24 protein-coding genes and 1 pseudogene are annotated in these 25398 nt (G+C 71.4%); 10 read left to right on the top strand and 15 right to left on the bottom strand.

Annotation, left to right across the window (positions count from 1 at the left end; genetic code table 11):
* The first annotated feature begins 31 nt into the window (after positions 1–31).
* Positions 32–1519 (top strand): maltokinase N-terminal cap-like domain-containing protein, encoded by a 1488-nt coding sequence (locus OG737_RS21290; RefSeq protein WP_328927725.1) that lies wholly within the window; start codon positions 32–34, stop codon positions 1517–1519.
* On the top strand, positions 1516–3804 hold the full coding sequence (gene glgB / locus OG737_RS21285) for a 1,4-alpha-glucan branching enzyme (protein ID WP_328927724.1): 2289 nt from the start codon (positions 1516–1518) through the stop codon (positions 3802–3804). The genes OG737_RS21290 and glgB overlap by 4 nt, the downstream gene beginning before the upstream one ends.
* Here glgB and OG737_RS21280 read toward each other — a convergent pair.
* Both OG737_RS21280 and OG737_RS21275 read right to left on the bottom strand, forming a co-directional pair.
* Positions 3794–4138: a thioredoxin domain-containing protein gene (locus tag OG737_RS21280; RefSeq protein ID WP_328927723.1), complete on the bottom strand. Its 345-nt coding sequence runs from the start codon at positions 4136–4138 to the stop codon at positions 3794–3796. The genes glgB and OG737_RS21280 overlap by 11 nt on opposite strands.
* Before the next feature lie 39 nt (positions 4139–4177).
* Entirely contained in the window at positions 4178–4570 is a 393-nt protein-coding gene (locus OG737_RS21275) for a MerR family transcriptional regulator (protein ID WP_328927722.1), read from the bottom strand.
* A gap of 405 nt (positions 4571–4975) precedes the next feature.
* Here OG737_RS21275 and OG737_RS21270 point away from each other — a divergent pair, with 405 nt between their 5' ends.
* Positions 4976–5599 carry a helix-turn-helix domain-containing protein gene (locus OG737_RS21270; protein ID WP_405681353.1) on the top strand — a complete coding sequence of 208 codons (624 nt, stop codon included), beginning with the start codon at positions 4976–4978 and terminating at the stop codon, positions 5597–5599.
* 110 nt (positions 5600–5709) lie between these two features.
* Here OG737_RS21270 and OG737_RS21265 read toward each other — a convergent pair whose 3' ends face one another.
* On the bottom strand, positions 5710–6735 hold the full coding sequence (locus OG737_RS21265) for an ATP-dependent 6-phosphofructokinase (RefSeq protein WP_328927721.1): 1026 nt from the start codon (positions 6733–6735) through the stop codon (positions 5710–5712).
* Positions 6736–6959: 224 nt separating this feature from the next.
* On the opposite strand from OG737_RS21265, the gene pta reads away from it, so the two are divergent.
* From pta to pyk, 3 genes are all read left to right on the top strand, one after another.
* A complete protein-coding gene (gene pta / locus OG737_RS21260; protein ID WP_405678479.1) occupies positions 6960–9044 on the top strand; it encodes a phosphate acetyltransferase in 2085 nt (694 codons plus the stop codon).
* A 41-nt stretch (positions 9045–9085) separates the two neighbouring features.
* Complete coding sequence (locus tag OG737_RS21255) at positions 9086–10300, top strand: acetate kinase (RefSeq protein ID WP_328927719.1); 1215 nt, start codon at positions 9086–9088, stop codon at positions 10298–10300.
* A gap of 61 nt (positions 10301–10361) precedes the next feature.
* Positions 10362–11792: a pyruvate kinase gene (gene pyk, locus OG737_RS21250; RefSeq protein WP_328927718.1), complete on the top strand. Its 1431-nt coding sequence runs from the start codon at positions 10362–10364 to the stop codon at positions 11790–11792.
* A 318-nt stretch (positions 11793–12110) separates the two neighbouring features.
* Here pyk and OG737_RS21245 read toward each other — a convergent pair whose 3' ends face one another.
* The 4 genes from OG737_RS21245 to OG737_RS21230 form a co-directional block, all read right to left on the bottom strand.
* Positions 12111–13397: a hypothetical protein gene (locus OG737_RS21245; protein ID WP_328927717.1), complete on the bottom strand. Its 1287-nt coding sequence runs from the start codon at positions 13395–13397 to the stop codon at positions 12111–12113.
* Positions 13387–13959, bottom strand: a complete 573-nt coding sequence (locus OG737_RS21240; protein WP_328927716.1) for a DUF6114 domain-containing protein — start codon at positions 13957–13959, stop codon at positions 13387–13389. Before OG737_RS21240 ends, OG737_RS21245 begins: the two co-directional genes overlap by 11 nt.
* A gap of 109 nt (positions 13960–14068) precedes the next feature.
* Entirely contained in the window at positions 14069–14710 is a 642-nt protein-coding gene (locus tag OG737_RS21235; protein WP_328927715.1) for a DUF6230 family protein, read from the bottom strand.
* 609 nt (positions 14711–15319) lie between these two features.
* A complete protein-coding gene (locus OG737_RS21230; RefSeq protein ID WP_328927714.1) occupies positions 15320–16318 on the bottom strand; it encodes a tetratricopeptide repeat protein in 999 nt (332 codons plus the stop codon).
* A 227-nt stretch (positions 16319–16545) separates the two neighbouring features.
* On the opposite strand from OG737_RS21230, the gene OG737_RS21225 reads away from it, so the two are divergent.
* Positions 16546–17166, top strand: a complete 621-nt coding sequence (locus OG737_RS21225; protein ID WP_328927713.1) for a TetR/AcrR family transcriptional regulator — start codon at positions 16546–16548, stop codon at positions 17164–17166.
* Positions 17167–17222: 56 nt separating this feature from the next.
* Here OG737_RS21225 and OG737_RS21220 read toward each other — a convergent pair whose 3' ends face one another.
* The 5 genes from OG737_RS21220 to OG737_RS21200 all read right to left on the bottom strand — a co-directional run bounded on the left by OG737_RS21220 (position 17223) and on the right by OG737_RS21200 (position 21568).
* On the bottom strand, positions 17223–17600 hold the full coding sequence (locus OG737_RS21220; RefSeq protein ID WP_405678483.1) for a hypothetical protein: 378 nt from the start codon (positions 17598–17600) through the stop codon (positions 17223–17225).
* Positions 17601–17647: 47 nt separating this feature from the next.
* Positions 17648–19348 carry a methylmalonyl-CoA mutase gene (locus tag OG737_RS21215; RefSeq protein WP_405921863.1) on the bottom strand — a complete coding sequence of 567 codons (1701 nt, stop codon included), beginning with the start codon at positions 19346–19348 and terminating at the stop codon, positions 17648–17650.
* A 76-nt stretch (positions 19349–19424) separates the two neighbouring features.
* Positions 19425–19754 carry a DUF3817 domain-containing protein gene (locus OG737_RS21210; protein WP_328927710.1) on the bottom strand — a complete coding sequence of 110 codons (330 nt, stop codon included), beginning with the start codon at positions 19752–19754 and terminating at the stop codon, positions 19425–19427.
* A 44-nt stretch (positions 19755–19798) separates the two neighbouring features.
* A complete protein-coding gene (locus OG737_RS21205) occupies positions 19799–20308 on the bottom strand; it encodes a MarR family transcriptional regulator (protein ID WP_328927709.1) in 510 nt (169 codons plus the stop codon).
* A 21-nt stretch (positions 20309–20329) separates the two neighbouring features.
* The gene (locus OG737_RS21200; RefSeq protein ID WP_328927708.1) at positions 20330–21568 is read right to left on the bottom strand and encodes an MFS transporter; all 1239 of its coding nucleotides are present in this window, start codon (positions 21566–21568) and stop codon (positions 20330–20332) included.
* A gap of 109 nt (positions 21569–21677) precedes the next feature.
* Here OG737_RS21200 and OG737_RS21195 point away from each other — a divergent pair, with 109 nt between their 5' ends.
* Positions 21678–22673 (top strand): DUF5937 family protein, encoded by a 996-nt coding sequence (locus OG737_RS21195; protein WP_328927707.1) that lies wholly within the window; start codon positions 21678–21680, stop codon positions 22671–22673.
* Positions 22674–22693: 20 nt separating this feature from the next.
* On the opposite strand, the pseudogene OG737_RS21190 reads toward OG737_RS21195, so the two are convergent.
* From OG737_RS21190 to OG737_RS21180, 3 genes and pseudogenes are all read right to left on the bottom strand, one after another.
* Positions 22694–22927: pseudogene (locus tag OG737_RS21190) on the bottom strand (TetR/AcrR family transcriptional regulator); the annotation flags it as partial.
* A 333-nt stretch (positions 22928–23260) separates the two neighbouring features.
* Entirely contained in the window at positions 23261–23557 is a 297-nt protein-coding gene (locus OG737_RS21185) for an MTH1187 family thiamine-binding protein (RefSeq protein ID WP_328927706.1), read from the bottom strand.
* Positions 23554–23898: a DUF3817 domain-containing protein gene (locus OG737_RS21180; protein WP_328927705.1), complete on the bottom strand. Its 345-nt coding sequence runs from the start codon at positions 23896–23898 to the stop codon at positions 23554–23556. Before OG737_RS21180 ends, OG737_RS21185 begins: the two co-directional genes overlap by 4 nt.
* 207 nt (positions 23899–24105) lie before the next feature.
* Between OG737_RS21180 and OG737_RS21175 the strand changes: the two genes are divergently transcribed.
* A complete protein-coding gene (locus OG737_RS21175) occupies positions 24106–24744 on the top strand; it encodes an AIM24 family protein (protein ID WP_328927704.1) in 639 nt (212 codons plus the stop codon).
* Positions 24744–25394 carry an AIM24 family protein gene (locus OG737_RS21170; RefSeq protein ID WP_328927703.1) on the top strand — a complete coding sequence of 217 codons (651 nt, stop codon included), beginning with the start codon at positions 24744–24746 and terminating at the stop codon, positions 25392–25394. Before OG737_RS21175 ends, OG737_RS21170 begins: the two co-directional genes overlap by 1 nt.
* Positions 25395–25398: the final 4 nt, after the last annotated feature.

The raw sequence follows: 25398 nt of genomic DNA, 5'->3' as shown, positions 1-25398 counted from the left end.
CTGTGACGGCCCGGGGAAAGGACGCGACGCCATGTCGGAGGCTGCATCCGCCCGGAGCCGGCTGACGGCCGACCGGGCCACCGGGATCGCCGGGATCGCCGGGTTCGCCGGGATCGCCGGTATCGGCCCGCTGGAACCGATGCTGCGGGCCTGGCTGCCCGCACAGCGCTGGTTCGCGGGCAAGGGCCGCACCATCGGCACGCTCAAGGCCGTGTCGGCGGCCGAGCTGCTGCCGCCGGGATCCACCCCCGGACTCCTGCACCTGCTCCTCGACGTCGACGGGGACTGCTACCAACTCCTGCTGGGCATCCGCCCGTCCCTGCCGCCCGCGCTCGCGCCCACGTTGATCGGGCACGCCGAGGACGGCCCGTACGCGGGCCGGGCGGTGTACGAGGCGCTGGGCGACCCCCGGCTCGCCGCCATGCTGCTGGAACGATTGCGCTCCCCCGGCAGTCTCGGCCCGCTCCGCTTCGACCGGGACCCGGACGCGCCGGTACCGACCGGGCTCGCACCCCGGCCGCTGTCCGGCGAGCAGACCAACTCCTCTCTGATCTACGGGGATTCGTACATCCTGAAGGTGTTCCGGCGGGTGGGCCCCGGGGTCAATCCGGACCTGGAGCTGCCCCGGGCCCTGGCCGCCGCCGGCTGCGCCCGTGTCCCGGCGCCCGTCGCCTGGTACGAGGCCGAGCTGCCCGGGAGCGAGCCGCTCACCCTGGGCGTGCTCCAGCCGTACCTGCGCGGCTCCGACGACGGCTGGCAGCTCGCCCTGCGCCGGCTGGACGCCGGGGAGGACTTCACGGCCGAGGCGTACGCGCTGGGCCGGGCCACCGCCGAGGTGCACAGCGCGCTCGCCGCCGCGCTGCCCACCGTGGCGCTCGGCCCGGAACAGACCGCCCGGCTCGCCGCCGGAATGACGGCCCGGCTGGCCGCCACCGCCCGGGAGGTGCCCGCGCTGCGGCCCTACGAGGCGGGGCTGCGGGGGGCGTTCGACGCGCTGGCCGCCTCCCGGGGGGCCGGGGTACCCGCGCAGCGGATCCACGGGGACCTCCATCTGGGGCAGACCCTGCGCACCCTCGACGGCTCCTGGTCGTTGATCGATTTCGAGGGGGAGCCGGCCCGGCCGCTGGCCGACCGGCGCCGCCCCGAACCGGCCGTTCGCGACATCGCCGGGATACTGCGCTCCTTCGACTACGCCGCGCGCTCGCACCGGCCGTTCGCCCCCGCCTGGGCGGACGACTGCCGGGCCGCCTTCTGCGAGGGCTACGCCCGCACCACGGGCCGCGACCCCCGCGAGGACCCGGTGCTGCTGCGCGCGTACGAGACCGACAAGGCGGTGTACGAGGCCCGTTACGAGTCCCGGCACCGCCCCGACTGGCTGCACGTCCCGATGGCCGCGATCCGGCGGCTCTCCGAGCCGCAGCGGCCCGCCCACCGGGTACCGCCGACCCCGCCCGTCCCCGGCTCCATCTCCACGCATCCCCAACCCCATCAGAAGCCCCCGAGGAGGCCGCTCGCGTGAGCGCCGCACGACAGCCGTCACCGACCGTCCACGACGAAGCCGCATCCGTCCCGGCGGCGGCCAAGAAGCCGCGCGCGCCACGGGCCCGACGTGCCGCCCCGCCCCGCGGGGTCCGGCCGGCGCCCGCGCTCGGCGGGGAGGAACGGGCCCGGCTGCTGGAGGGCCGCCACCACGATCCCCACGCGGTGCTGGGGGCCCGTGCGCAGCGGGGCGGGGTGGCCTTCCGCGTGCTGCGCCCGTACGCCAAGACGGTCACCATCCTCGCCAAGGGGCTGCGGACCGAGCTCTTCGACGAGGGCGACGGGCTGTTCTCCGGGCTGCTGCCGCTGACCGGGGTGCCGGACTACCGGCTGCTGGTGGCGTACGACAGCGACGAGATCGAGATCCACGACCCGTACCGGTTCCTGCCCTCGCTCGGCGAGCTGGACCTGCACCTGATCGGCGAGGGCCGCCACGAGCAGCTGTGGAAGGCGCTCGGCGCGGAGCCCGTCGAGCACCAGGGGGTGGCCGGCACCCGGTTCACGGTGTGGGCGCCCAACGCCCAGGGGGTCCGGGTCACCGGTGACTTCTCGTACTGGGACTCCGTCGCCTACCCGATGCGCTCGCTCGGGTCGAGCGGCGTGTGGGAGCTGTTCCTGCCCGGCGTGGGCGCCGGGGCGCTGTACAAGTTCGACATCACGCGCCCCGACGGCAGCCACACGCTGCGCGCCGACCCGATGGCCCGCTCGGCGGAGGTCCCGCCGGCGAACGCCTCACGGGTGACGGCGAGCGCGCACGAGTGGCGGGACGAGGAGTGGATGGCGAACCGCGGCGCCCGCACACCGCACCAGGCCCCCTTCTCGGTGTACGAGCTGCACCTGGCGTCCTGGCGGCCCGGGCTCTCCTACCGGCAGCTCGCCGAGCAGCTCCCCGCGTACGTGAAGGAGCTCGGTTTCACGCACGTGGAGCTGATGCCGGTCGCCGAGCACCCCTTCGGCGGCTCCTGGGGCTACCAGGTCACCGGCTTCTACGCGCCGACCTCGCGGATGGGCACCCCGGACGACTTCCGCTTCCTGGTGGACGCGCTGCACCGGGCCGGCATCGGGGTGATCGTCGACTGGGTGCCGGCGCACTTCCCGCGCGACGAATGGGCGCTCGCCGAGTTCGACGGGCGTCCGCTGTACGAGCACCAGGACCCGCGGCGGGCCGCCCATCCGGACTGGGGGACGCTGGAGTTCGACTACGGCCGCAAGGAGGTCCGCAACTTCCTCGTCGCCAACGCCGTGTACTGGTGCGAGGAGTTCCACGTCGACGGGCTGCGCGTGGACGCGGTGGCCTCGATGCTCTACCTCGACTACTCGCGCGGTGAGGGCGAGTGGGCGCCGAACGAGCACGGCGGCCGGGAGAACCTGGACGCGGTGGCGCTGCTCCAGGAGATGAACGCGACCGTGTACCGGCGCTGCCCGGGCGTGGTGACGATCGCGGAGGAGTCCACGGCCTGGGAGGGCGTGACCCGGCCGACGGACGTGGGCGGGCTGGGCTTCGGCCTGAAGTGGAACATGGGCTGGATGCACGACACGCTGCGCTACATGTCGAAGGAGTCGGTGCACCGCAAGTACCACCACCACGACATGACCTTCGGGATGGTCTATGCCTACAGCGAGAACTACGTGCTGCCGATCTCGCACGACGAGGTGGTGCACGGCAAGGGCTCGCTGGTGTCGAAGATGCCCGGCGGGGACTGGTGGCAGCAGCGGGCCGCGCACCGGGCGTACCTGGGCTTCATGTGGGCCCACCCGGGCAAGCAGCTCCTGTTCATGGGGCAGGAGTTCGCCCAGGGGTCGGAGTGGTCGGAGACGTACGGGCCGGACTGGTGGGTGCTGGACGACTCCTACGCGGCGGCCGGCGACCACCGGGGCGTGCGCACCCTCGTGCGCGACCTGAACCGCGCGTACACGGCGGCGCCCGCCCTGTGGGAGCGGGACTCCGTGCCGGAGGGCTTCGCCTGGGTGGAGGCGGACGCCGCGGAGGACAACGTCTTCGCCTTCCTGCGGTACGCGCAGGACGGCTCGCAGCTGCTGTGCGTGTCGAACTTTTCGCCGGTGGTCCGGCACGGGTACCGGATCGGCGTCCCGGAGGACGTCGCGCAGTGGCGGGAGGTCCTCAACACGGACCAGGAGCAGTACGGCGGCAGCGGCGTGCGCCATCTGCAGCCGCTGCGGCCCGAGCCGGTGCCCGCGCAGGGGCGGCCGGCGAGCCTGCGTATGACGCTCCCGCCACTGGCGACGGTCTGGCTCAGGCCGTAGCGAGCTGCTCCTCCAGTTCCTGCAGCAGGCGGCGCTTGGCCCGGGCGCCGACCATCTGCTGCACGGGCTCGCCGTCGCGGAAGACGAGCAGGGTCGGCATGGACAGCACCCCGTACCGCGTGACGGCGGCGGGGTTGCGGTCCGCGTCGATCTGCACGACCTTGAGGCGGTCGGCCTCCTCGGCGGCGATCGCGGACAGCACGGGGGCGAGCTGGCGGCAGGGGCCGCACCAGTCCGCCGTGAACTCGACGAGGACGGGCCTGCCCCGCTCGCCGAGCACCTCCGCCTCGAAGTCCGCGTCGGTCACTTCCGCGACACCCTGTGCGTGGATCATGTCGTGTCCCCTCTTGTGTCGGTCGTGTGTGCGGGCCGTTCAGCCCGTCATCTCGCAGCGCGGGGCGGCCGCCTCCCCGGCGGCCTCCTCGGCGTCGGCCAGCCGGCGCGCGACCTGGTCCCGTACGTCGGCGAGCTGGCCGATCAGGCCGTCCAGCTCGGCGAGCTTGCGCCGGTACACGGCGAGCGAGGCCGGGCAGGAGTCCCCGTCCGGGTGGCCTGCCCGCAGGCAGTCCACGAAGGGCCGGGTCTCCTCCAGTTCGAAGCCGAAGTCCTGGAGCGTGCGGATCTGGCTCAGCAGCCGCAGGTCGTCCTCGTCGTACGTCCGGTAGCCGTTGTCCGCCCGCCGCGCGGGCAGCAGCCCGCGCGACTCGTAGTACCTGAGCGTCCGGGTGCTGGTCCCGGCCCGTTCCGCCAGTTCGCCGATGCGCATGGACCGACCGTATTCCTTGACGCCGACGTCAAGGCAAGAGGAGCAGGGGGGGGCGGGCGGCCGGGGGCGGGGCCCTCGCCACCCCCGTCTGCGAGGGCCCCCACAGGTGTCACGCACGGGGTGGACGTGCGGTTCAGGTGTGTGCAGGAGCTGTGAGGGGTCTTGCGCCGAGGGGCGCTGGCTGGAACCGTACAGGTGCAGTCGATCTTCGAGTCGCACCGGTTACCGGACAGTCGCACAGGAAACCGATAAAAGCCCCTAACTCCATAGGACGTTCCTACGAGTTCTGGGCTTGTTTGATTGGTCTGTAGTCGCCACAGCCCGGCCACTCCTACGGTGTGCCGTGTGCACTCCAGCCCACCCTTCAATGCCCCCGCCGCGCGTCGCCTGCGCGCGGCCCTGGGCATGGCTCCCGGTCATGTCGCCTATGGCCTGCGCGCCCAGTACGGACTGATCGTCGCGCCCGAGACCGTGCTGGCCTGGGAGCGTGGCGAGATATCGCCCACCTCGGCCGAGCTCACGGCCCTCGCCGGCGTCCTGTGGTGTTCGCCCGGGGAGCTGCTGGCCGAGCCGGTCACCCTGCGGGAGCACCGGATCGCCAGGGGGCTGGCCGCCGAGGAGCTGGCCCGGCGGATCGGGCTGGAGGCGAACTCGTACCAGAAGATGGAGGACACCGGGCGCTGGAAGGGCAACGAGCGGCAGTCCGCCTCCCTCGCGACGGTGCTCGGGCTGACCCTGGCCCAGTTCGTGGCGGCCACCGGCAAGCAGGAGGAGCTGGCGGAGCTGCTGCGCAGTGCGGTGACCACGCGCTGGCAGGCGTACGTGAAGCCGCTGAGCAAGCTGCTGCCGATCCCCAAGGCCAATCTGGAGCGGGTGCTGGAGCAGCTGCACGGGGACTACCAGTCGCGGATGGTGGCGACGCTCAGCTGGGGCGGCGGCCAGGGTGAGGCGGGCAGCGGCGACGCGGGCCGGGAGTTCCTCGCCGAGATCGTGGACCGCTTCTGGCACCTCGCGGGCGGCGGGGCATAGGAGACATCGGGGCGGCCCGGCCCGCCCGGCGAAGGGCCGGGACGCGGCGAGGCCCCGGAGCACTGGGCTCCGGGGCCTCGCCGCACGGAAACCGGGGCTGGCGGCGGCGGTCAGAACACCGACTCGGCCTCGTACATGCGGTACTCGGGGACGGTCTTGAGCTCGCTGACGGCCGAGGCCAGCGGGGCCATCACGATGTCGGTGCCGCGCAGGGCCGTCATGTTGCCGAAGTCGCCGCGGTGGACGGCTTCGACGGCGTGCCAGCCGAAGCGCGTCGCGAGCACGCGGTCGTACGCGGTGGGGGTGCCGCCGCGCTGGACGTGGCCGAGGATGACCGGCCGGGCCTCCTTGCCCAGGCGGTGCTCCAGCTCGACCGCGAGGCGGTTGCCGATGCCGGCGAAGCGCTCGTGACCGTACTGGTCGATCGCGCCCTTCTCGTACGGCATGGAACCCTCGGCCGGGTGCGCGCCCTCGGCGATGCAGACGACGGCGAACTTCTTGCCGCGGGCGAAGCGTTCCTCCACCATCTTCACCAGGGCGTCCACCTCGAACGGGCGCTCCGGCAGGCAGATCCCGTGGGCGCCGCCGGCCATACCGGACTCCAGGGCGATCCAGCCCGCGTGGCGGCCCATGACCTCGACGACCATGACGCGCTGGTGCGACTCCGCGGTGGTCTTCAGGCGGTCGATGGCCTCGGTGGCGACCATGACGGCGGTGTCGAAGCCGAAGGTCCGGTCGGTGGAGGAGATGTCGTTGTCGATGGTCTTCGGTACGCCGACGACGGGCATTCCGGCGTCCGACAGCATTCGGGCGGCGGTCAGGGTGCCCTCGCCGCCGATCGGGATGAGGGCGTCGATGCCGTACCGCTTCGCCAGCTCCTGCGCGTTCTCGGCGGCCTCGTGCAGACGCGCGCGCTCCATGCGGGCCGAACCGAGGATCGTGCCGCCGCGCGCCAGAATGCCGCTGACGGCATTGATGTCGAGCGGGCGGAAGTGCCCGTCGAGGAGTCCTTTGAATCCGTCCTCGAAACCGATGACCTCATCTCCGTGCCCGACCATGGCACGGTGTACGACCGACCGGATGACAGCGTTGAGGCCCGGACAGTCGCCGCCTGCGGTGAGAACTCCGATACGCATCGTGCTGTGTCTCCTGCCGTACATATGAAGGGCGTAATGGTGAAGCCTGTCCGATTCTTCCACGGGCCCGGGGTGCCGCGCGTCTTCTGCTGCTCCGCCCTCCGGGCCTCTCGACCCTTCCGGCCAGGCCTTTTCCCGGGGGGCGCCCTAACCAGCGACAGAGGTATTGTCAAGAGGTCAAGCCAGACTAAACAGACATTCACAGCAAGGGATGGAGAGCAGGCGTGACGCGCAGCGTGTATGTGACCGGCATCGAGCGGGGGGACGGCCGGCAGGTCGTCGAGCTCGGGATCATGGAGCTCCTGACCCGGCAGACGGGCCGGGTCGGCGTCTACCGCCCGTTGCTCCACGACGGGCCGGACCGGCTCTTCGATCTGCTCAAGGCCCGCTACCGGATCGATCAGGACGCGGCGACCGCCTACGGCATGGAGTACGACGAGGCCTCGGTGATCCTCGCCGAGAAGGGCACCGACGAGCTGGTCTCCCAGCTGGTCGACCGCTACCACCGGGTGGCCCGCGGCTACGAGGTCATGCTGGTCCTCGGCACCGACTACGCCGACACCAATCTCCCCGACGAGCTGGCGCTCAACGCCCGCCTCGCCAACGAGCTGGGCGCGGTCGTCGTTCCCGTCGTGGGTGGCACCAAGCACCCCGCGGAGGCCGTCCGCGCCGAGGCCCGCAACGCCTACCGCGCCTACGAGAGCCTGGGCTGCCACGTCGTCGCGATGATGGTGAACCGGGTGGCCGCCGAGGACCGCGACCTCATAGCCGAGCGCCTGGCCGCCCGGCTCCCCGTGCCCTGCTACGTACTGCCGGACGACAAGTCGCTGTCCGCCCCCACCGTCGCCCAGATCACCCGCGCGCTCGGCGGCGAGGTGCTCCTCGGCGACGAGGCCGGGCTGGCCCGCGACGCGCTGGACTTCGTCTTCGGCGGAGCCATGCTGCCGAACTTCCTGAACGCCCTGACCCCCGGCTGCCTGGTCGTCACCCCCGGGGACCGCTCCGACCTGGTCATCGGCGCGCTGGCCGCGCACACCTCGGGCACCCCGCCGATCGCCGGTGTGCTGCTCACCCTGAACGAACGCCCGGGCCCGGACATCCTGACGCTCGCCTCGAAGCTCGCCCCGGGCACGCCCGTGGTGTCGGTCGCCGGCAACAGCTTCCCGACCGCCGCCGAACTCTTCGCGCTGCAGAGCCGCTTGAACTCCGCGACCCCGCGCAAGCTGGAGACCGCGCTCGGCCTCTTCGAGCGGCACGTGGACACCGGCGAGCTGCGCGACCTGCTGTCGGTGACCCGCTCGGAGCGCGTCACCCCGATGATGTTCGAGCACGAGCTGCTGGAGCGGGCCCGCTCCGAGCGGCGCCGCGTGGTGCTGCCCGAGGGCACCGAGGAGCGGGTGCTGCGCGCCGCGGACGTGGTGCTGCGCCGGGGGGTCTGCGAGCTGACCCTGCTGGGCGAGGAGCCGGCGATCCTGAAGAAGGCCGCCGACCTCGGCATCGACATCTCGGCCGCGCAGCTCATCGACCCGGCGACCTCCCCCCTGCGGGAACGTTTCGCCGAGTACTACGCCAAGGCCCGCGCACACAAGGGCATGACCGTCGAGCTGGCCAACGACGTGGTCGCCGACGCCAATTACTTCGGCACCCTGATGGTCCAGGAAGGCCTGGCCGACGGAATGGTCTCCGGCTCGGTGCACTCCACCGCGGCGACCATCCGCCCCGCCTTCGAGATCATCAAGACGAAGCCGGACGCGTCCATCGTCTCGTCGGTCTTCTTCATGTGCCTGGCCGACCAGGTCCTCGTCTACGGCGACTGCGCCGTCAATCCCGACCCCGACGCCGAGCAGCTCGCCGACATCGCCGTCCAGTCGGCCGCCACCGCCGCCGCCTTCGGCGTCGAGCCGCGCATCGCGATGCTCTCGTACTCGACCGGCACCTCGGGCAGCGGCGCGGACGTGGACAAGGTCCGCAAGGCCACCGAGCTCGTCCGCGAGCTGCGCCCCGACCTCGCCGTCGAGGGCCCGATCCAGTACGACGCGGCCGTGGAACCCTCGGTCGCCGCGACGAAGCTGCCCGGCTCCGAGGTGGCCGGCCGCGCGAGCGTGCTGATCTTCCCCGACCTCAACACCGGCAACAACACGTACAAGGCCGTGCAGCGCTCGGCGGGCGCCGTGGCGGTAGGCCCGGTGCTCCAGGGCCTGCGCAAGCCGGTCAACGACCTCTCGCGCGGCGCGCTCGTCCAGGACATCGTCACCACGGTGGCCATCACCGCGATCCAGGCGCAGGGCGCGGCCGCGCCCACCGCCTGACCTCCCCCCACCACCGACCGCGACAAGGAAAGACCTCCACCGTGACCGCATCGCGCGTACTCGTCCTCAACTCCGGCTCCTCGTCGGTCAAGTACCAGCTCCTCGACATGGCGGACCGCTCCCGGCTCGCCGTCGGCCTGGTGGAGCGCGTCGGGGAGGAGACCTCCCGGCTGGTGCACGAGCCGCTGACCGGGCCGGGCGCCGCGGGCGGCAAGCGGGAGCGGCTCGGCCGGATCGCCGACCACGAGGCGGCCCTGGGGGCCGTAGCGGCGGAGCTGGCCGCCGACGGGACGGGCCTGGACTCTCCCGAACTGGCCGCGGTGGGGCACCGGGTGGTGCACGGCGGGACGAGGTTCACGCAGCCGACCGTCATCGACGACGAGGTGCTGGCGGAGATCCGCAGCCTGATCCCGCTGGCCCCGCTGCACAACCCGGCGAACGTGACGGGCATCGAGGTGGCGCGCGGGCTGCGCGGGGACATCCCGCAGGTGGCCGTCTTCGACACGGCCTTCCACTCCACGATGCCGGAGTACGTGGCGCGGTACGCGATCGACGCCGCGACCGCCGACAAGTACGCCATCCGGCGGTACGGCTTCCACGGCACCTCACACGCCTACGTCTCCCGGGCGACGGCCGCGCTGCTGGGCCGGCCGGTGGAGGACGTGAACGTGATCGTGCTGCACCTGGGCAACGGCGCCTCGGCCTCGGCCGTCCGCGGCGGGGTGTGCGTGGAGACGTCCATGGGCCTGACCCCGCTGGAGGGTCTGGTCATGGGGACCCGTTCAGGCGATCTGGATCCGGCGGTCGTCTTCCACCTGGCGCGGGTGGGCGGCCTCTCGGTGGATGAGATCGATTCGCTCCTGAACAAGAAGAGCGGTCTGCTGGGCATGTGCGGCGACAACGACATGCGCGAAGTGCTGCGGCGGGCGGGCGAGGGCGACGAGGCGGCGAGCACCGCCTTCGCGGCGTACGTCCACCGCCTGAAGAAGTACATCGGCGCCTACTCGGCGGTGCTCGGCCGGGTGGACGCGGTGGCGTTCACGGCCGGGGTCGGCGAGAACGCCCACCAGGTCCGGGAAGCTGCGGTGGACGGCCTGGCCGAGCTGGGCCTGGTGCTGGACCTGGAGGCCAACGCGGTGCGCTCGCCCGAGCCGCGGCTGGTCTCGGCGGACTCTGCCCGGGTGGCCGTCGCCGTGGTCCCGACGGATGAGGAACTGGAGATCGCCACCCAGGCGTATGCGCTGGTTACTCACTAGTCACTTGGACTTTCCGCCAGACGGAATATTCCGCTACGAAACAAACCGATAGGATCCAGTCATGCGCCGTTCCAAAATCGTCTGCACGCTGGGCCCCGCCGTCGACTCGTATGAGCAGCTGAAAGCGCTCATCGAGGCAGGTATGAACGTGGCCCGATTCAACTTCAGCCACGGGTCCCAGGCAGAACACCAGGAGCGGTACGACCGCGTCCGGAAGGTCTCCGAGGACACCGGGCGCGCCGTCGGCGTCCTCGCCGACCTCCAGGGCCCGAAGATCCGTCTGGAGACCTTCGCCGAGGGCCCCGTCGAGCTGGTGCGCGGTGACGAGTTCACCATCACCACCGACGACGTCCCGGGCGACAAGTCCATCTGCGGCACGACCTACAAGGGTCTGCCGGGTGACGTCTCCAAGGGCGACCAGATCCTGATCAACGACGGCAACGTCGAGCTCCGGGTGACCGAGGTCGACGGCCCCCAGGTCAGGACCATCGTCATCGAGGGCGGTGTCATCTCGGACCACAAGGGCATCAACCTGCCGGGTGCCGCCGTCAACGTCCCCGCCCTGTCGGAGAAGGACGTCGACGACCTCCGCTTCGCCCTGCGGATGGGCTGCGACATGGTCGCCCTGTCCTTCGTCCGCGACGCCAACGACGTCAAGGACGTCCACAAGGTCATGGACGAGGAGGGCCGCCGGGTCCCCGTCATCGCCAAGGTCGAGAAGCCGCAGGCCGTCGAGAACATGGCGGCCGTGGTCGACGCCTTCGACGCGGTCATGGTGGCCCGTGGCGACCTGGCCGTCGAGTACCCGCTCGAGAAGGTCCCGATGGTCCAGAAGCGGCTCATCGAGATGTGCCGCCGCAACGCCAAGCCGGTGATCGTCGCGACCCAGATGATGGAGTCGATGATCACCAACTCCCGCCCGACGCGCGCGGAGGCGTCCGACGTCGCCAACGCGATCCTCGACGGCGCGGACGCGGTCATGCTGTCGGCCGAGTCCTCGGTCGGCGCGTACCCGATCGAGACGGTCAAGACGATGTCGAAGATCGTCACGGCGGCCGAGGAGGAGCTCCTCTCCAAGGGCCTCCAGCCGCTGGTCCCGGGCAAGAAGCCCCGCACCCAGGGCGGCTCCGTCGCCCGCGCGGCCTGCGAGATCGCGGACTTCCTCGACGGCAAGGCGCTCATCGCCTTCACCCAGTCCGGTGACACGGCCCGCCGGCTGTCGCGCTACCGCGTGACCCAGCCGATCCTGGCCTTCACCACCGACGCCAACACCCGCAACCAGCTCACGCTGAGCTGGGGCGTCGAGTCCTACATCGTCCCGCACGTGAACAACACCGACGCGATGGTCGACCTGGTGGACGGCGAGCTGCTCAAGCTGGGCCGCCACAACCCGGGCGACACCATGATCATCACCGCCGGCTCGCCCCCCGGCGTCCCGGGCACCACCAACATGGTCCGCGTCCACCACCTGGGCGGCGGCGAGCGCGACTGACTCCCCCGGCCACCGCTGGGAAGTCCCCCACCCACCGCCTGAACTCTGCCGCACAGAGACCGAGGGCGGCACCCCGATCCCGAGGAGGATCGGGGTGCCGCCCTCGGTGTTTCTGCGCCGACGGTTCCTACCTCCAGGTCAAGGATCTGGTGATCGTCCGCGAACCCGGTGTGGAAGCCATGACCCGCGCGCTGGTGGGCATCTTCGACGAGTACGGGATGAACACCGAGGTCCTGCCGCGGTTCGACGCCTGAGCACCACACGCACGACTGAGGCCCGCTCCCTGTGGGGAGCGGGCCTCAGGCCTGTGCGGGACCGTTACTCCGGCGGGCCGATGTAGTTCTTCAGGCCCGGAACGGTGAGCGTGCCGCCGAACTGGCCGGCCTGGACGACCTTGACGTTCGTGAAGAACGCGAACGGGACGTTCAGCGGCGGCGGGCTGTTCGGGGTGAACTCGATCGGGATCAGGCCGAAGAGGTTGCCCTTGAGGCTCTCGGTGTACATCGTCACCGTGCCGCCGCGGATCTTGGACGTGGAGCCCGGACGGGACTTCAGGTGGGCGACGTTCCCCTCCTTGCCGACCGTCTGGTAGAGGTCCTTGATGTCCAGCGAGTCCGCGGTGAACTTCAGGACCTTCTTGGTCTTGCCGCCGGCCGTCTTCACCTCGACGATGCCGTGGTAGTCAAGGCCGTAGAGGGTCAGCAGGGAGCTGTCCAGGTACCAGGGCTCGTCCGGCAGGAGCGGGACGCCCTGCTCCAGCTCGGCGTCGGCCAGCGCCTTGGCGTCATAGGTCGGGCAGGGGAAGGGTTCCTTCCCGTCCGGGTCCTTCTTCTCCTCGGTCTTGGCCTTGTCGTCGTCGGCCTTGCCCTCGCCCGTCTCGTCCTTCGGGGTCTTGGCGGTGTCCTTGACCTCGTCGGACAGCTCCTTGACGTCGACGCCGGCGTTCTTCGCCGCGTCGCGGATCGCGTCCGCCGCCGGGTCCGCAGCCTTGGACGGGGCCGGGGCAGGCGTCTGCGGAGCGGTCGTGGAGGGCGCGGGCGTCGGGGTCACCGGCGTCTTCGCGTCCTTGAGCGGGTTGCCGAGCTCGTCGACCAGGCCCTTGAGCGCGTCGCCGAGACCCAGCGGGTCCAGCGGGTTCGTGGTCTTGGTCGGCGACGGGGTCGCGGACGGGGACGTCTTCGGCGCCGGGGCGTCGGCCTGCTTGTCGGCCGCGGGCTTGGTCGCCGACGGGGACGGGGACGTGCTCGGCTTCGGCTTCGCGGAACCCGACGCGGACGGCGAGGGGCTCGCACTGGCCGACGCGCTCGGCGAAGGCGAAGGCGACGTCGAGGGCGTCGGGGACGCCGACTCGGCTGGCTCGTCGGACCGCGTCACGCACGGGCCGGGCGCGAAGGGGATGTCCTTCTCGTCGGCCACGGCCAGCTTGGGCGCCATGCCCATCCCGACGAACACGGCCGTCGGCATGGCCGCCAGCGCCATCGTCTTGCCGACGGGTATCTGGAGCTTGTTCAGCAGCGATTTCCTGGGCGCCGCATGCCGCGGCCCCTTGATCTCGCGGGACTCTGCGCCTGGGGCCACGCCCCGCTGCGTCTCGTCACCCCGCACTGTTCCTCCCGCCATCGGCGTGGGCAGTCGTCTCGCTCGCGTGTGCCGTTTCCGTCTCACGGTGTGCGGGGAAGCCCTGGGGGCCGACCGCCGACTCCGCCTTGCCCATGTCCACCGGGGCGGGCCGCTGGTCGACCGGGGCCTCTTCCACCGGCTGACCAGGGGCCCACGACAGGGCGAGGGCGCCGCCGAGCATGGAGAGGAGGAAGCCCATGAAGAAGCCGCCGAGGTTGGACACCGGGAGCGAGACCAGGGCGAGCAGGATCGCGGCGACACCGGCGAAGACGCGGATGGCCTGCTGGAACCACAAGGCCAGGCCGAGCGTGATCAGCAGGACGCCGATGATCAGCGCGCCGGCGCCACCCGTGGTGGCCATCGCCAGACTGACGTTGCCCAGCCGGAGGTCCGCGTACGGGAAGTACGCGATCGGGAAGCCGCCGAGGAACGTGAACAGCCCGGCCCAGAACGGACGGCGGCCGCTCCACGCGTGGAAGCGGTAGTACACCGCGGTGAGCCAGGCGTCATCTTCGGCGCGAACGTAAACCGGGGCCTGGGGGTTCATGGACAACAGCTCCCTGGAAACGGTGGTACTTGAGAACTCTGTGGAGCCCGGACGGGGCGGACGGCGACTCGCGCCGCCGGCCGCCCCTCCGGTCACTCGCCGGGACGGATTACTTCTCGTCCTGGTAGCACGGCTGGTCGCCGCCCATGAGGCGCAGCTTGAGGTCGGGCAGCCGGAAGGTGCCCGCCGTCGTCGCCCACGCCTTCTGGCGCACGTTCGACAGGATCGCCTTGTCCGCGCGCTGCGAGAACGCGTACGGGCTGGAGACCGTGCCGGCCTGCGGCTTGGTCTTGTGGCTCGCGTCACCGACCGCGACACCGATGTCCAGGTTGGTGAACTCGGCGTCGGTGTCGAGCTCGGCAACATCCAGGTAGATGTTGTCGGCGACGGCCGGCTTGCCCTTGTGGCCCGTACGCAGCTGGAGCGTGATGTTGCCCAGCGGCGTCGGGGTGACCAGGGACTGGCACATGTTGGTGATCTCGGCGTGGCTGAACCCGGAGATGGTGACCGGGTGGTCAACCTCCTTGCCGGTCTTCAGGTCGTGCCCCTTGGCAATGCCGCCGTACTGGATGAGGTTGTCACCGTCGAGCTTGTCGGCCGAGACCTTGAAGTCCTGGCCGGAGACGCTGAAGGACGCCGCGAGGGCACCCTGCGCCAGACCCACACCGACCGCGGCGGTGGCCGCGATGCTCGGCACCATGACGAGCGCGAAGCGCTTCCATCTGGTCCCGCCACGAACCTGAGAACTCATTATTCGTTCCTCCTTCTCGGACGTACATCTCCGGTCCGGGCCGTACCCGTCCTGGGATGGGAGAAGTGCTACGTCCTCGGGAAGGAGCGCTGGCGGCCCGGCCGCGGCTGTGCCACGTCCCGTACACCGGCGATCACCCCCGAGCGACAACCACTGGGCCACGCGTTCGCGCAACCTGGAGGACAGGCCCTGCCGTGCGGCAGAGACCCCCCTGTCCCACGGCCGGTGCCACTGCCACCGGCCGGCTCGGTGGGGACCCTCCACCGCGGCTCCGGGTGAGCGGCTCTGCGGGAAGGACCGAGCGTCGCCGATCGTGGTCCATTCCCGGCCGGGGCACAAGGGGGGTCGTTACTGGCGGGTAACGGCCAGATAACCGGGGTGCTGCCTCCTGTTGTCGGGCAGCAACACAGGGTGTCACCGAGGGCCACGACAGAACGGGGGAAGAGTGAACACACCGGACAGTTCACGGGGTTCGGCTTACTGCGAGTAACAGCGGCCGCAATTGCCAAGTTTTGGCAAAGCGCGGCCGCTGTTTCTCTCTGTGTCAATAAATCGCCGGTGGTCCACCGGCCTTCGCGGCGGCTCTCGGAGCCGCTCCTGGAGCCGCTCCTAGAACAGCACCCGCGCCAGTGCCGTACGCGCCGCCGACACCCGCGGGTCGTCCGCGCCGATGACCTCGAACAGCTCCAGCAGGCGCAGCCGTACGGCGTCCCGGTCGTCACCGAACGTCACGCGCACGGTGTCCACCAGGCGCCCGAAGGCGTCCTCGACGTGCCCGCCGACCAGATCGAGGTCGGCCGCGGCGATCTGCGCCGCCGGGTCGCGCGGGTTCTCGGCGGCCGCGGTGCGCACCGCCTGCGGGTTCATGCCCTGGACCCGGATGAGGAGTTCCGTCTGGGCCAGGCCCAGCTTGGCCTCGCTGTTGGCCGGGTCGTCGGAGAGCACGTTCTTGTACGCCTGCACCGCGCCGCTCAGGTCACCGGCGTCCAGCGCGGCGACGGCCGCTTCCAGCAGGGCGTCGTACGGACCGGCCGGGACCTCGGCCTCGGCGGCCGGGGCCGCACCCTCGGCGTTCGGGTCCACCTCGATGCCGATGATCCCGAAGCGCTCCTCGGCGACCTGGACCAGCTGGGCGAGGGTCTCGCGGATCTGCTGCTCGGGGGCCACGCCCTGGAACAGCGGCAGCACCTGGCCCGCGACCACGGCGAAGACGGCCGGGATGCCCTGGATGCCGAACTGCTGCATCAGCATCTGGTTGGCGTCCACGTCGACCTTGGCCAGTACGAGCCGGCCGTTCGCCTCGACGGTCAGGCGCTCCAGGAGCGGGCTGAGCTGCTTGCACGGCTCGCACCACTCGGCCCAGAAGTCCAGGACGACCGGGACCTCGGCGGAGAGCTGGAGCACATCGCGTTCAAAGCCGGCCTCGTCTACGTCGATGACGAGCGCGGACGGCGGCACGGCGCCGGCGGCCGGGCCGGTCCCGCCGCCCTGTGCCGCCTGCCGCGCCGATTCGGCGCGGGCCTGCTCGGCCTTGGCCTTGGCCTCGCCGGCCGCCTTCACCGCGGCGAGGTCGACGACGCCGCTCATGGACATGTTTCTGGGCTGCATGCGTACATCCTCCCCCGTATGCGCGCGCCGACGAAAAAGATCGCGAGAATTACCTCGTCGCGACCGTCGAAACGGTGCGGCGCCGGGTCCCCACCTGGCGCCAGTAGCCCTTCGCGTGGTTGTCGCTCTTACGCTACGAGCCGTAGCGTAACTCCTCCCGGCCCCACGGCGCCCCGTGATCTGAACCACAGCGGCCCGGTCGGCTACCGGCGGGTATGGTCTCGGCCATGCGCAACCCCAGCCCTGGCCGGACCGGCCGCCCCCGCAGCGCCACCGCGGACGCCGCCATCCTCGCCGCGACGCGGGACGCGCTGGTGGATCTGGGCTGGTCGAAGCTGACGATGGGCGATGTCTCGGTGCGGGCCGGCGTGGCCAAGACCACCCTGTACCGGCGCTGGGCGGGCAAGAACGAGCTGGTCGTGGACGCGGTCGCGGAACTCTTCGACTCGCTGGAACTGCCCGACCGCGGTTCCCTCGAAGCCGACGTCGAGTACGTGGTCCTGCAGTTCGCGGAGCTGCTGCGGCGCCCGGAGGCCCGTACGGCCCTGATGGCGGTGGTCGCCGAGTCCACCCGGGACGAGGCCCTGCGCTGCCGGATCCGGTCGGCCATCGTGGACCGGCAGAAACGTCTCGTCGTACTGGGGCGCGAGCGGGCCCAGGCGCGCGGGGAACTCCCGTACGAGGAGGACGAGTCCCTCACGGGCCGCACCACCGACCTGATCTTCGACGTGATCGCGGGCACCGTGGTGCACCGCGCGCTGGTGAGCTCCGAACCGGTGGACGAGCTCTGGGTGTCCACCTTCACGGCGCTCCTGATGCACGGCCTCCGGGGCCCGGCCCAGCCCTGACGCGGGGCGGGGTCAGGCGCCCTCCTTCGGCTTCGGCCGGGGCTTCCCCGGCCAGTTCACCCGGATCTGCCGGCCCTGGTCCTGCGGCGGGGGTCCGAGCCCCGAGGCCGCGAGGGCGGCTCGCCCGCCTCGCGGCCGGCCAGCCAGTAGCCGTAGTCCCTGGAGTCGACCTCGTGGAAGCCCCCGTCGGTGAGCAGCACGGTGGCCGCCACTGCGCCGAGCCCTTCCCGGATGCCCTCCCACACCGCGGGCAGGAACTCGTGCGGCAGCCGCGCGTCGGGCACGGTGTACAGGAACTCCTGCCCGCCGTCCGGGCCGGGCGGTTCGAAGTCGACGACGACGTACGCGTACGGTCCGCAGCCGGTCTGCATCACCACGCGGACGCTCACGCCGGGCACGGCGCGGTTGATCGAAACAGCGGAAGGGCCGGCCATGCCGCCACCGTAGGGCGCCATGACCGGCCTTTCCGGCCGACGGGGTCTCAGAAGCCGGGCGGCTCGGTGTAGGTGCCCCACTCCTCGCGCAGCACGTTGCAGATCTCGCCCATCGTGGCCTCGGCCCGCGCCGCGTCCAGCATGGCCGGGATCATGTTCGACCCGTCCCGGGCGGCCTCCAGCATCGCGGCCAGCGCCCCGGACACCTTGGCGTCGTCGCGCCGGTCCTTGCGCTCGGCCAGCTCCCGTACCTGTACCTTCTCCACCTCGTGGCTGACCCGCAGGATCTCCAGGTCCCCGGTGACCGACCCGTGGTGGACGTTGACGCCGACGACCCGCTTGTCGCCCTTCTCCAGCGCCCGCTGGTACTGGAAGGCCGACTCGGCGATCTCCCCGGTGAACCAGCCGTCCTCGATGCCGCGCAGGATGCCCGAGGTGATCGGCCCGATCGGGTGCTGCCCGTCCGGGTGGGCGCGCAGGCCGCGCTCCTTGATCTGGTCGAAGATCTTCTCGGCGTCGGCCTCGATGCGGTCGGTGAGCTGCTCCACGTACCAGGAACCGCCCAGCGGGTCGGCCACGTTGGCCACCCCGGTCTCCTCCATCAGCACCTGCTGCGTGCGCAGGGCGATCTCGGCCGCCTGCTCGCTCGGCAGCGCGAGGGTCTCGTCGAGGGCGTTGGTGTGCAGCGAGTTGGTGCCGCCGAGGACGGCCGCGAGGGCCTCCACGGCGGTGCGCACGACGTTGTTGTACGGCTGCTGGGCGGTGAGGGAGACCCCGGCGGTCTGCGTGTGGAAGCGCAGCCACATGGACTTCTCGCTCTTCGCCCCGTAGACCTCCTTCATCCAGCGGGCCCAGATCCGGCGCGCGGCGCGGAACTTGGCGATCTCCTCGAAGAAGTCGAGGTGCGCGTCGAAGAAGAAGGACAGGCCGGACGCGAAGTGGTCCACGTCCAGGCCGCGGGAGAGCCCGAGCTCCACGTAGCCGAAGCCGTCGGCGAGGGTGTACGCGAGCTCCTGCGCGGCCGTGGCTCCGGCCTCGCGGATGTGGTAGCCGGAGACGGACAGCGGCTTGTAGGCCGGGATGCCCTTCGCGCAGTACTCCATGAGGTCGCCGATGAGCCGCAGGTGCGGCTCGGGCTCGAAGAGCCACTCCTTCTGGGCGATGTACTCCTTGAAGATGTCCGTCTGGAGCGTGCCGTTGAGGGAGGCGGGGTCCACGCCCTGCCGCTCGGCGGCGACCAGGTACATGCAGAAGGCGGGCACGGCTGGGCCCGAGATGGTCATCGAGGTCGTGACGTCACCGAGCGGGATGTCCTTGAAGAGGACCTCCATGTCGGCGGCGGAGTCGATGGCGACCCCGCAGTGGCCGACCTCGCCGAGGGCGCGGGGGTCGTCGGAGTCCCGGCCCATGAGGGTGGGCATGTCGAAGGCGACGGAGAGCCCGCCGCCGCCGGCGGCCAGGATCATCTTGTAGCGCTCGTTGGTCTGCTCGGCTTTCCCGAACCCGGCGAACTGCCGGATGGTCCAGGTCCGGCCGCGGTACCCGGTGGCGTGCAGGCCGCGGGTGTACGGGTACTCGCCCGGCCAGCCGATGCGCTCGAATCCCTCGTACGCGTCGCCGGGCCGGGGCCCGTAGACCGGTTCGACGGCATCGCCGGAGAGCGTGGTGAAGTCGGCCTCGCGCTTGCGGGCCCTGTCGTAACGGGCCTGCCAGCGAAGGCGGCCTTCCTCGATGGCGTCTGCGTCCATACCCATGAATTTACTAGGACGTCCTAGTAAATGTCGATGGCAAACCCCCGGGAGATGCCCCGGGGGTTTGTGACGATCAGGCCTCGGCGGTCGCGAGACCGCCGCTGACCAGCGGCTCGATCTCGGCGCGGACCTTGCGCTCGACGAAGAACGCGGCCAGCGGGATGGTGCCGCTGAGCATGACCCAGAGCATCTTGCCGAAGGGCCAGCGGGCCTTCGAGCTCAGGTCGAAGGCGAAGACCAGGTAGATCATGAAGAGCACGCCGTGGGCCTGGGACACCACGAACGTCAGATCGGCGCCCTTGTCGAAGCCGTACTTGAAAATCATGCAGGTGCACAGCACCAGCAGCATCACGGCGGTGGCAAAGGCCATCACCCGGTAGCGGGTCAGCACGCTCTTCTTCATGCCACTGAGACTAACCGTCCGTTTTGCTCGATCTTGACGGGGGCTTACTTCTCGTCGAAGTCCCCGCTGGCGACCCGCAGCGGGCGCAGCAGCGCGAAGATCTCCGCGCACTCCTCGGCGTCGTACGCGCCGAGTCCGAAGTCGATCTCCATCAGGTCCCGGGTGGCGGCCTCGACGACCTCGCGGCCCTTGTCCGTGATGGAGGCGAGGGTGCCGCGGCCGTCGTTCGGGTTGGGCCGCTTGTCGACGAGCCCGGACCGCACCAGCCGGTCGACGGTGTTCGTCACCGACGTCGGGTGGACCATCAGCCGCTCGCCGATCTTCGACATCGGCAGTTCGCCGGCCTTGGAGAAGGTGAGCAGCACCAGCGCCTCGTACCGCGCGAAGGTCAGACCGTACGGCTTGACCACCGCGTCGACCTCGCCGAGCAGGATCTGGTGCGCCCGCATGATCGAGGTGATGGCGGCCATCGAGGGCACCGGCCCCCAGCGCTGCTGCCAGAGCTCGTCGGCGCGGGCGATGGGATCGAAGGGAAGGCTGAGCGGCTTGGGCACGCGACAGACCCTACCGGGCGGTCATTTGGCGGCGAGTCCCGTCTCACTCCTCGGCCGTTCCCGCTCCGGGGCGCAGGCGCGGAGTTCGGCGAGCAGCAGCAGGACGACGGCCGTGCCGAGGATCGCGGCGGCGGTGACGACCTGGTGCACGGGGAAGAACTCGGCGGCGAGGCCGGCCAGGGCCATGCCCACGCCCTGGAGGGTCATCAGACCGGTGCTGAGCAGGGTCATCGCGCGGCCGCGCAGCTCCTCGGGGACGGCGTCGACGTACCACTGGTCGAGCCCGAGGGTGTAGGCGTGGGCCAGGCCGGCGAGCAGCAGGGCGGCGAGCGCCAGCGGTACGCCGGGCCGGACGGCGTACAGGAGCAGCGGCAGCAGTCCGGCGGCCACGAGCGGGCCCGTGATCCGGGAACGCGTTCGGGCGGTGAGGGCCGAGCCGGCCCAGAGTTCGCCGGCGATGGTGCCGACGGGCATCGCGCACATCAGCAGCCCCAGCGCCACGGTCCCGGAGCCGAGACCGGCGGCGTAGGGGGCGAGCAGGGCCTCCGGTACGACGACGAAGACGGGCGGCAGCCAGAACAGCAGGGTGAGCACCCGGATACGGCGGTCCCCGAGGACGGCGCGCAGCCCGCGCAGCGGGGACTCGCGGGAGCCCCCGCGGGCGGGGCGGCTGCGCGTGCCGAGGCCCAGCAGGAGCGCGGAGCCCAGGAATCCGGCGGCGGTCAGGCCGATGGCCCCGCGCGGCGCGAGGACGGTGAGCAGCAGCCCGCCGAGGCCGAAGCCGATGAGCTGGGAGCTCTGGGCCACCATGCGCAGCAGTGAGCGGCCGAGGACGAAGGCGTCGCCGGCGCCCAGGATGTCGGTGAGGGAGGCGGCGCGGGCGCCCTGGAACAGCGGCGCCACGAACGCCATCGCGCAGCGCAGTACGAGGAGCACCGCGACGGGGGTGCCCGGCAGGGCCATGGCCGCGGCGCAGGCCGCGCAGAGGAGGTCGCAGCCGACGAGCACGCGCCGGGCGGGGTGGCGGTCGGCGATCCCGGCGAGCAGGGTGCCGCCGAGGGCGTACGGGAGGAAGCCGAGGGCGAAGGTGAGCGCGCTCATCAGGGGCGAGCCGGTGGCGCGGTAGACGAGGACGGTGAGGGAGATCTCGGCGACGACCACGCCGAGCACGGAGATCAGGTGCGCGGCGAAGACGGGGCGGAACTCGCCCGTACGGAAGACGGCCCGGTAGCCGCTGGAGGCGGAGGTGACGGCTGACATGTCCGGCAGCTTCGCCGCGGCTACGGTGGGCGCCGTAGAGATTCGTCCCCGCACGAATCTTCGGTGGACGGGACGCGGACGGGGACGCGAAGGGGCGGGGAGGGGCGCGATGGGCTTCCACTACCGGTTCGGGCCCGGCGACCTGCTGCGGTGCCGCTTCGCCGTGTCCGCTCGCTGGGAGACGCAGGAGGCGGTACGGACCCTGCTGCGGCCGCACCGGCAGACCTACCACCTGCCGTGGCTGCGGCAGGTCCGGGCGGCCGCCGAGGGGCTGGACCTGCGTCCGCTGTGGCTGCTGATGCCGCGGGCCGGGCACCACCCGGACTTCCTCAGCCCGTCGCCGCTCGGTCCCTCCGTCACCTTCGAGGAGGAGCTGGCTCGGGTGCGCGCGGCCGATCCGCGGGCGGCGCGCGAGGACCTGCGGCTCTCCCTGGTGTGCACCCCGGGCGCCCTGGAGAGCGACATCGGGCAGCGGATGCTCGCGGATCCGGCGCGGGCGGTACGGGAGCTGGCCGATCTCACCGAGCGGGCCTGGGAGGCGCTGATCGCCCCGCACTGGCCGCGGCTGCGGGCACTGCTGGAGGCGGACATCGTCTTCCACTCGCGGCGCCTCGCGGCGGGCGGGCTCCAGGCGCTGTTCGACGGGCTCCATCCGGAGCTGCGCTGGTACGAGGAGACGGCGACGCTGACCATCGAGCGGCCCGCGCACCACGACCGCGCGCTGGACGGGCAGGGGCTGCTGCTGATGCCGAGCGCGTTCGTCTGGCCGGAGGTGGTCGGCGGCTACGACCCGCCGTGGCAGCCGACGCTGGTGTACCCGGCGCGGGGCGTCGGCGCGCTGTGGACCGCCCGGGCGGGGCCGACCCCGCACGCGCTGGCCCGTCTGCTGGGCCGGGCCCGGGCCGATGTGCTGTGCGCGCTGCACGAACCGGCCTCCACCACGGCGCTGGCCCACCGGCTCGGGCTGGCCCCTTCCACCGTCTCGGCGCACCTGACGGTCCTGCACGCGGCGGGCCTGCTCGTCTCCGCCCGCCACGGCCACCAGGTCCTCTACGAGCGCACTCCACTGGCCATCGCCCTCACGACGGGCGACCCGGCTCCCTGACCCGCACGGTGCCGCACGCCTCAGCCGCGGCCGCCGCGCCGCAGTCCGTGCCGGACCGCGCGCTGGCTCAGCGGCCCGAGGCCTTCCAGCGCCTGGGCGAGCCCGGCGAGCTGCTCCAGGGCGTCGAGCGCCCGGCCGACGCCCTGCGGGTCCACGCCCTCGTGCAGCTCGATGCCGACGAAGGAGGCGGCGGCGGCCCGGGCCAGTCCCGCCGGGTCGGCGAACCCGGCCAGCGGGGTCGCCGCGAGCATGCGGCGCTCGCGCACGGACTGGGCACCGCCCTCAGAGACTGCACGGTGCCGCAGGCGCGCAGCTCGGCCCCGCCGATGCGCGAAACCAGGGCGGGCCGGCCTGAGTGCGTCGCCTGCGCAACGGGCTTCGGCCTGGCCGACTGGCGCCGGATCGGCACCGTCCTGGGGCAGCCCGACTCCCACCGAAGAAGGGGCCGACGCGGTGGATGCCTGCGTGGCCCTGGCAGCCACGAAGCACGGCAGCGCCGTGATCTTCACCAGCGACCCGGAGGACATCGCTGCTTATCTGGCGGTGCTGAATCCGCCGGACGTGCACATCCACGCCGTGTGAGCGCGTCAGCCCTCGGCGAGGTGGCGTTCCACCGTCTCGACCTTCGAGGTCATCCCGTCCGAGACCCCGGGCCGGATGTCGGCCTTCAGGATGAAGGAGACCCGCGGCGCCCGCTCCTCCACGGCGGCCACGGCGCGCCGGACCACGTCCATGACCTCGTCCCACTGACCCTCGACGGTGGTGAACATGGCGTCGGTGCGGTTGGGCAGGCCGGACTCACGGACCACGCGGACCGCGTCGGCCACGTACTCCCCGACTTCTTCGCCGACCCCGAGCGGGGTCACGGAGAACGCGACGATCACGCGTCGGCCGCCGCACGCGCGCGGGCCGCGATCACACTGTCGGCCTCGTCCCGCTTGAGCAGCCGGTCGCCGTACAGGCCGCCGAACGGCAGCAGCGCCAGCCCGAAGAACAGGGCGACCTTCGAGACCGGCCACTTCGCCTTGTTCCAGACATCCAGCAGGAAGACCGCGTAGATGACGAACAGGATCCCGTGGAGGATGCCCAGCGGCATCATCAGGTAGTCGATGTCCGAGATCCGGCTCAGCAGCGAGCCGAAGATCAGCAGGGCCGGGAACGACAGCGCCTCCGGGACGGAGATGAGGCGCAGCCGGTGCAGGGCGGAGGCGGTCTTGATGTCCACGGGGAACCTTCGGGGTGGAGGTCAGGGCGTCCCAGTGTCTCAGCCGCTTTTGCGTGATCTTGACCCGGCCCCTGACCCGGGCCGCTGCCCGCGGGCCGCCGAAAGGTGCGCGCACGGCATCCGTTCGGCGTCCGTTACCGCCCGGGTGTGGCGTATATCGGCCACGGGACCCTGTTCGTGCCCGCCCACTGCCGATAACGTCATCCCGTGGCTCAGTTCCGACTCCAAGGCAGCAAGGTGCTCGCCGTCGACCTGACCGGGGATGCCGTGAAAGCGAAGAACGGCTCCATGGTCGCGTACGACGGTCAGATGGCCTTCAAGAAGATGACCGGCGGCGGCGAAGGCCTCCGCGGAATGGTGACCCGCCGGCTCACCGGCGAGCAGATGACCGTGATGGAAGTGCAGGGGCACGGCACCTGCTTCTTCGCCGACCGCGCGAGCGAGATCAATCTCGTCGACCTGCGCGGCGAGAAGCTCTACGTCGAGTCCAGCAACCTGCTGTGCACCGACGCGGGGCTGCGCACCGGCACGACCTTCACCGGTCTGCGCGGCGCGACGACCGGCAATGGCCTGTTCACCACGACCGTCGAGGGCTCGGGCCAGGCGGCGATCATGTCCGACGGTCCCGCGGTGGTGCTGCGCGTGAGCGCCCAGTACCCGCTCTCCGTCGACCCGGGGGCGTACATCGCGCACACCGGAAACCTCCAGCAGTCCTTCCAGTCGGGTGTCAACTTCCGCACCCTGATCGGCGAGGGCTCCGGGGAGTCCTTCCAGATCCGCTTCGAGGGCGAGGGCCTGGTCTACGTGCAGCCCAGCGAGCGCAACACCATCGGGGGCGACATCTGATGCCGTTCCGCGAGATCAACTCGAAGATGGTCGAGGCCCAGGTGATCCCCGGGCAGCGGATGTACAGCCAGCGCGGCGCGATGCTCGCGTACCGCGGCGAGGTCTCCTTCACCCCGAGCCTGACAGGCGGTCAGGGCGGGGTGATGGGCATGATCGGGCGCCGGGTGGCGAACGAGCAGACCCCGCTGATGACGGTCGAGGGCAACGGCACCGTGATGTTCGGCCACGGCGGCCACCACATCCAGGTGATCAGCCTGACCGGCGAGACGCTCTACGTCGAGGCCGACCGGCTGCTGGCCTTCGACGGCAACCTCCAGCAGGGCACGATGTTCATGGGCTCGCAGGGCGGGGTCATGGGCATGGTCCGCGGCCAGGTGACCGGCCAGGGGCTGTTCACCACCACGCTCAAGGGGCACGGCGCGGTCGCCGTGATGGCGCACGGTGGGGTCATCGAGCTCCCCATCACCCCCCAGCGCCCGGTCCACGTGGACCCGCAGGCGTACGTCGCCCACCACGGGGACGTACGCAACAAGCTCTCCACCGCGCTCGGCTGGCGGGACATGGTGGGGCGCGGCTCGGGCGAGGCGTTCCAGCTGGAGCTGTCCGGCCAGGGCGCGGTGTACGTACAGGCCTCGGAGGAGAAGCTGTGAACTT

This window comes from Streptomyces sp. NBC_00122 (genome assembly GCF_045160845.1).
GTDB lineage: Bacteria > Actinomycetota > Actinomycetes > Streptomycetales > Streptomycetaceae > Streptomyces.
This window is presented reverse-complemented; position numbering and strand designations above follow the sequence as displayed.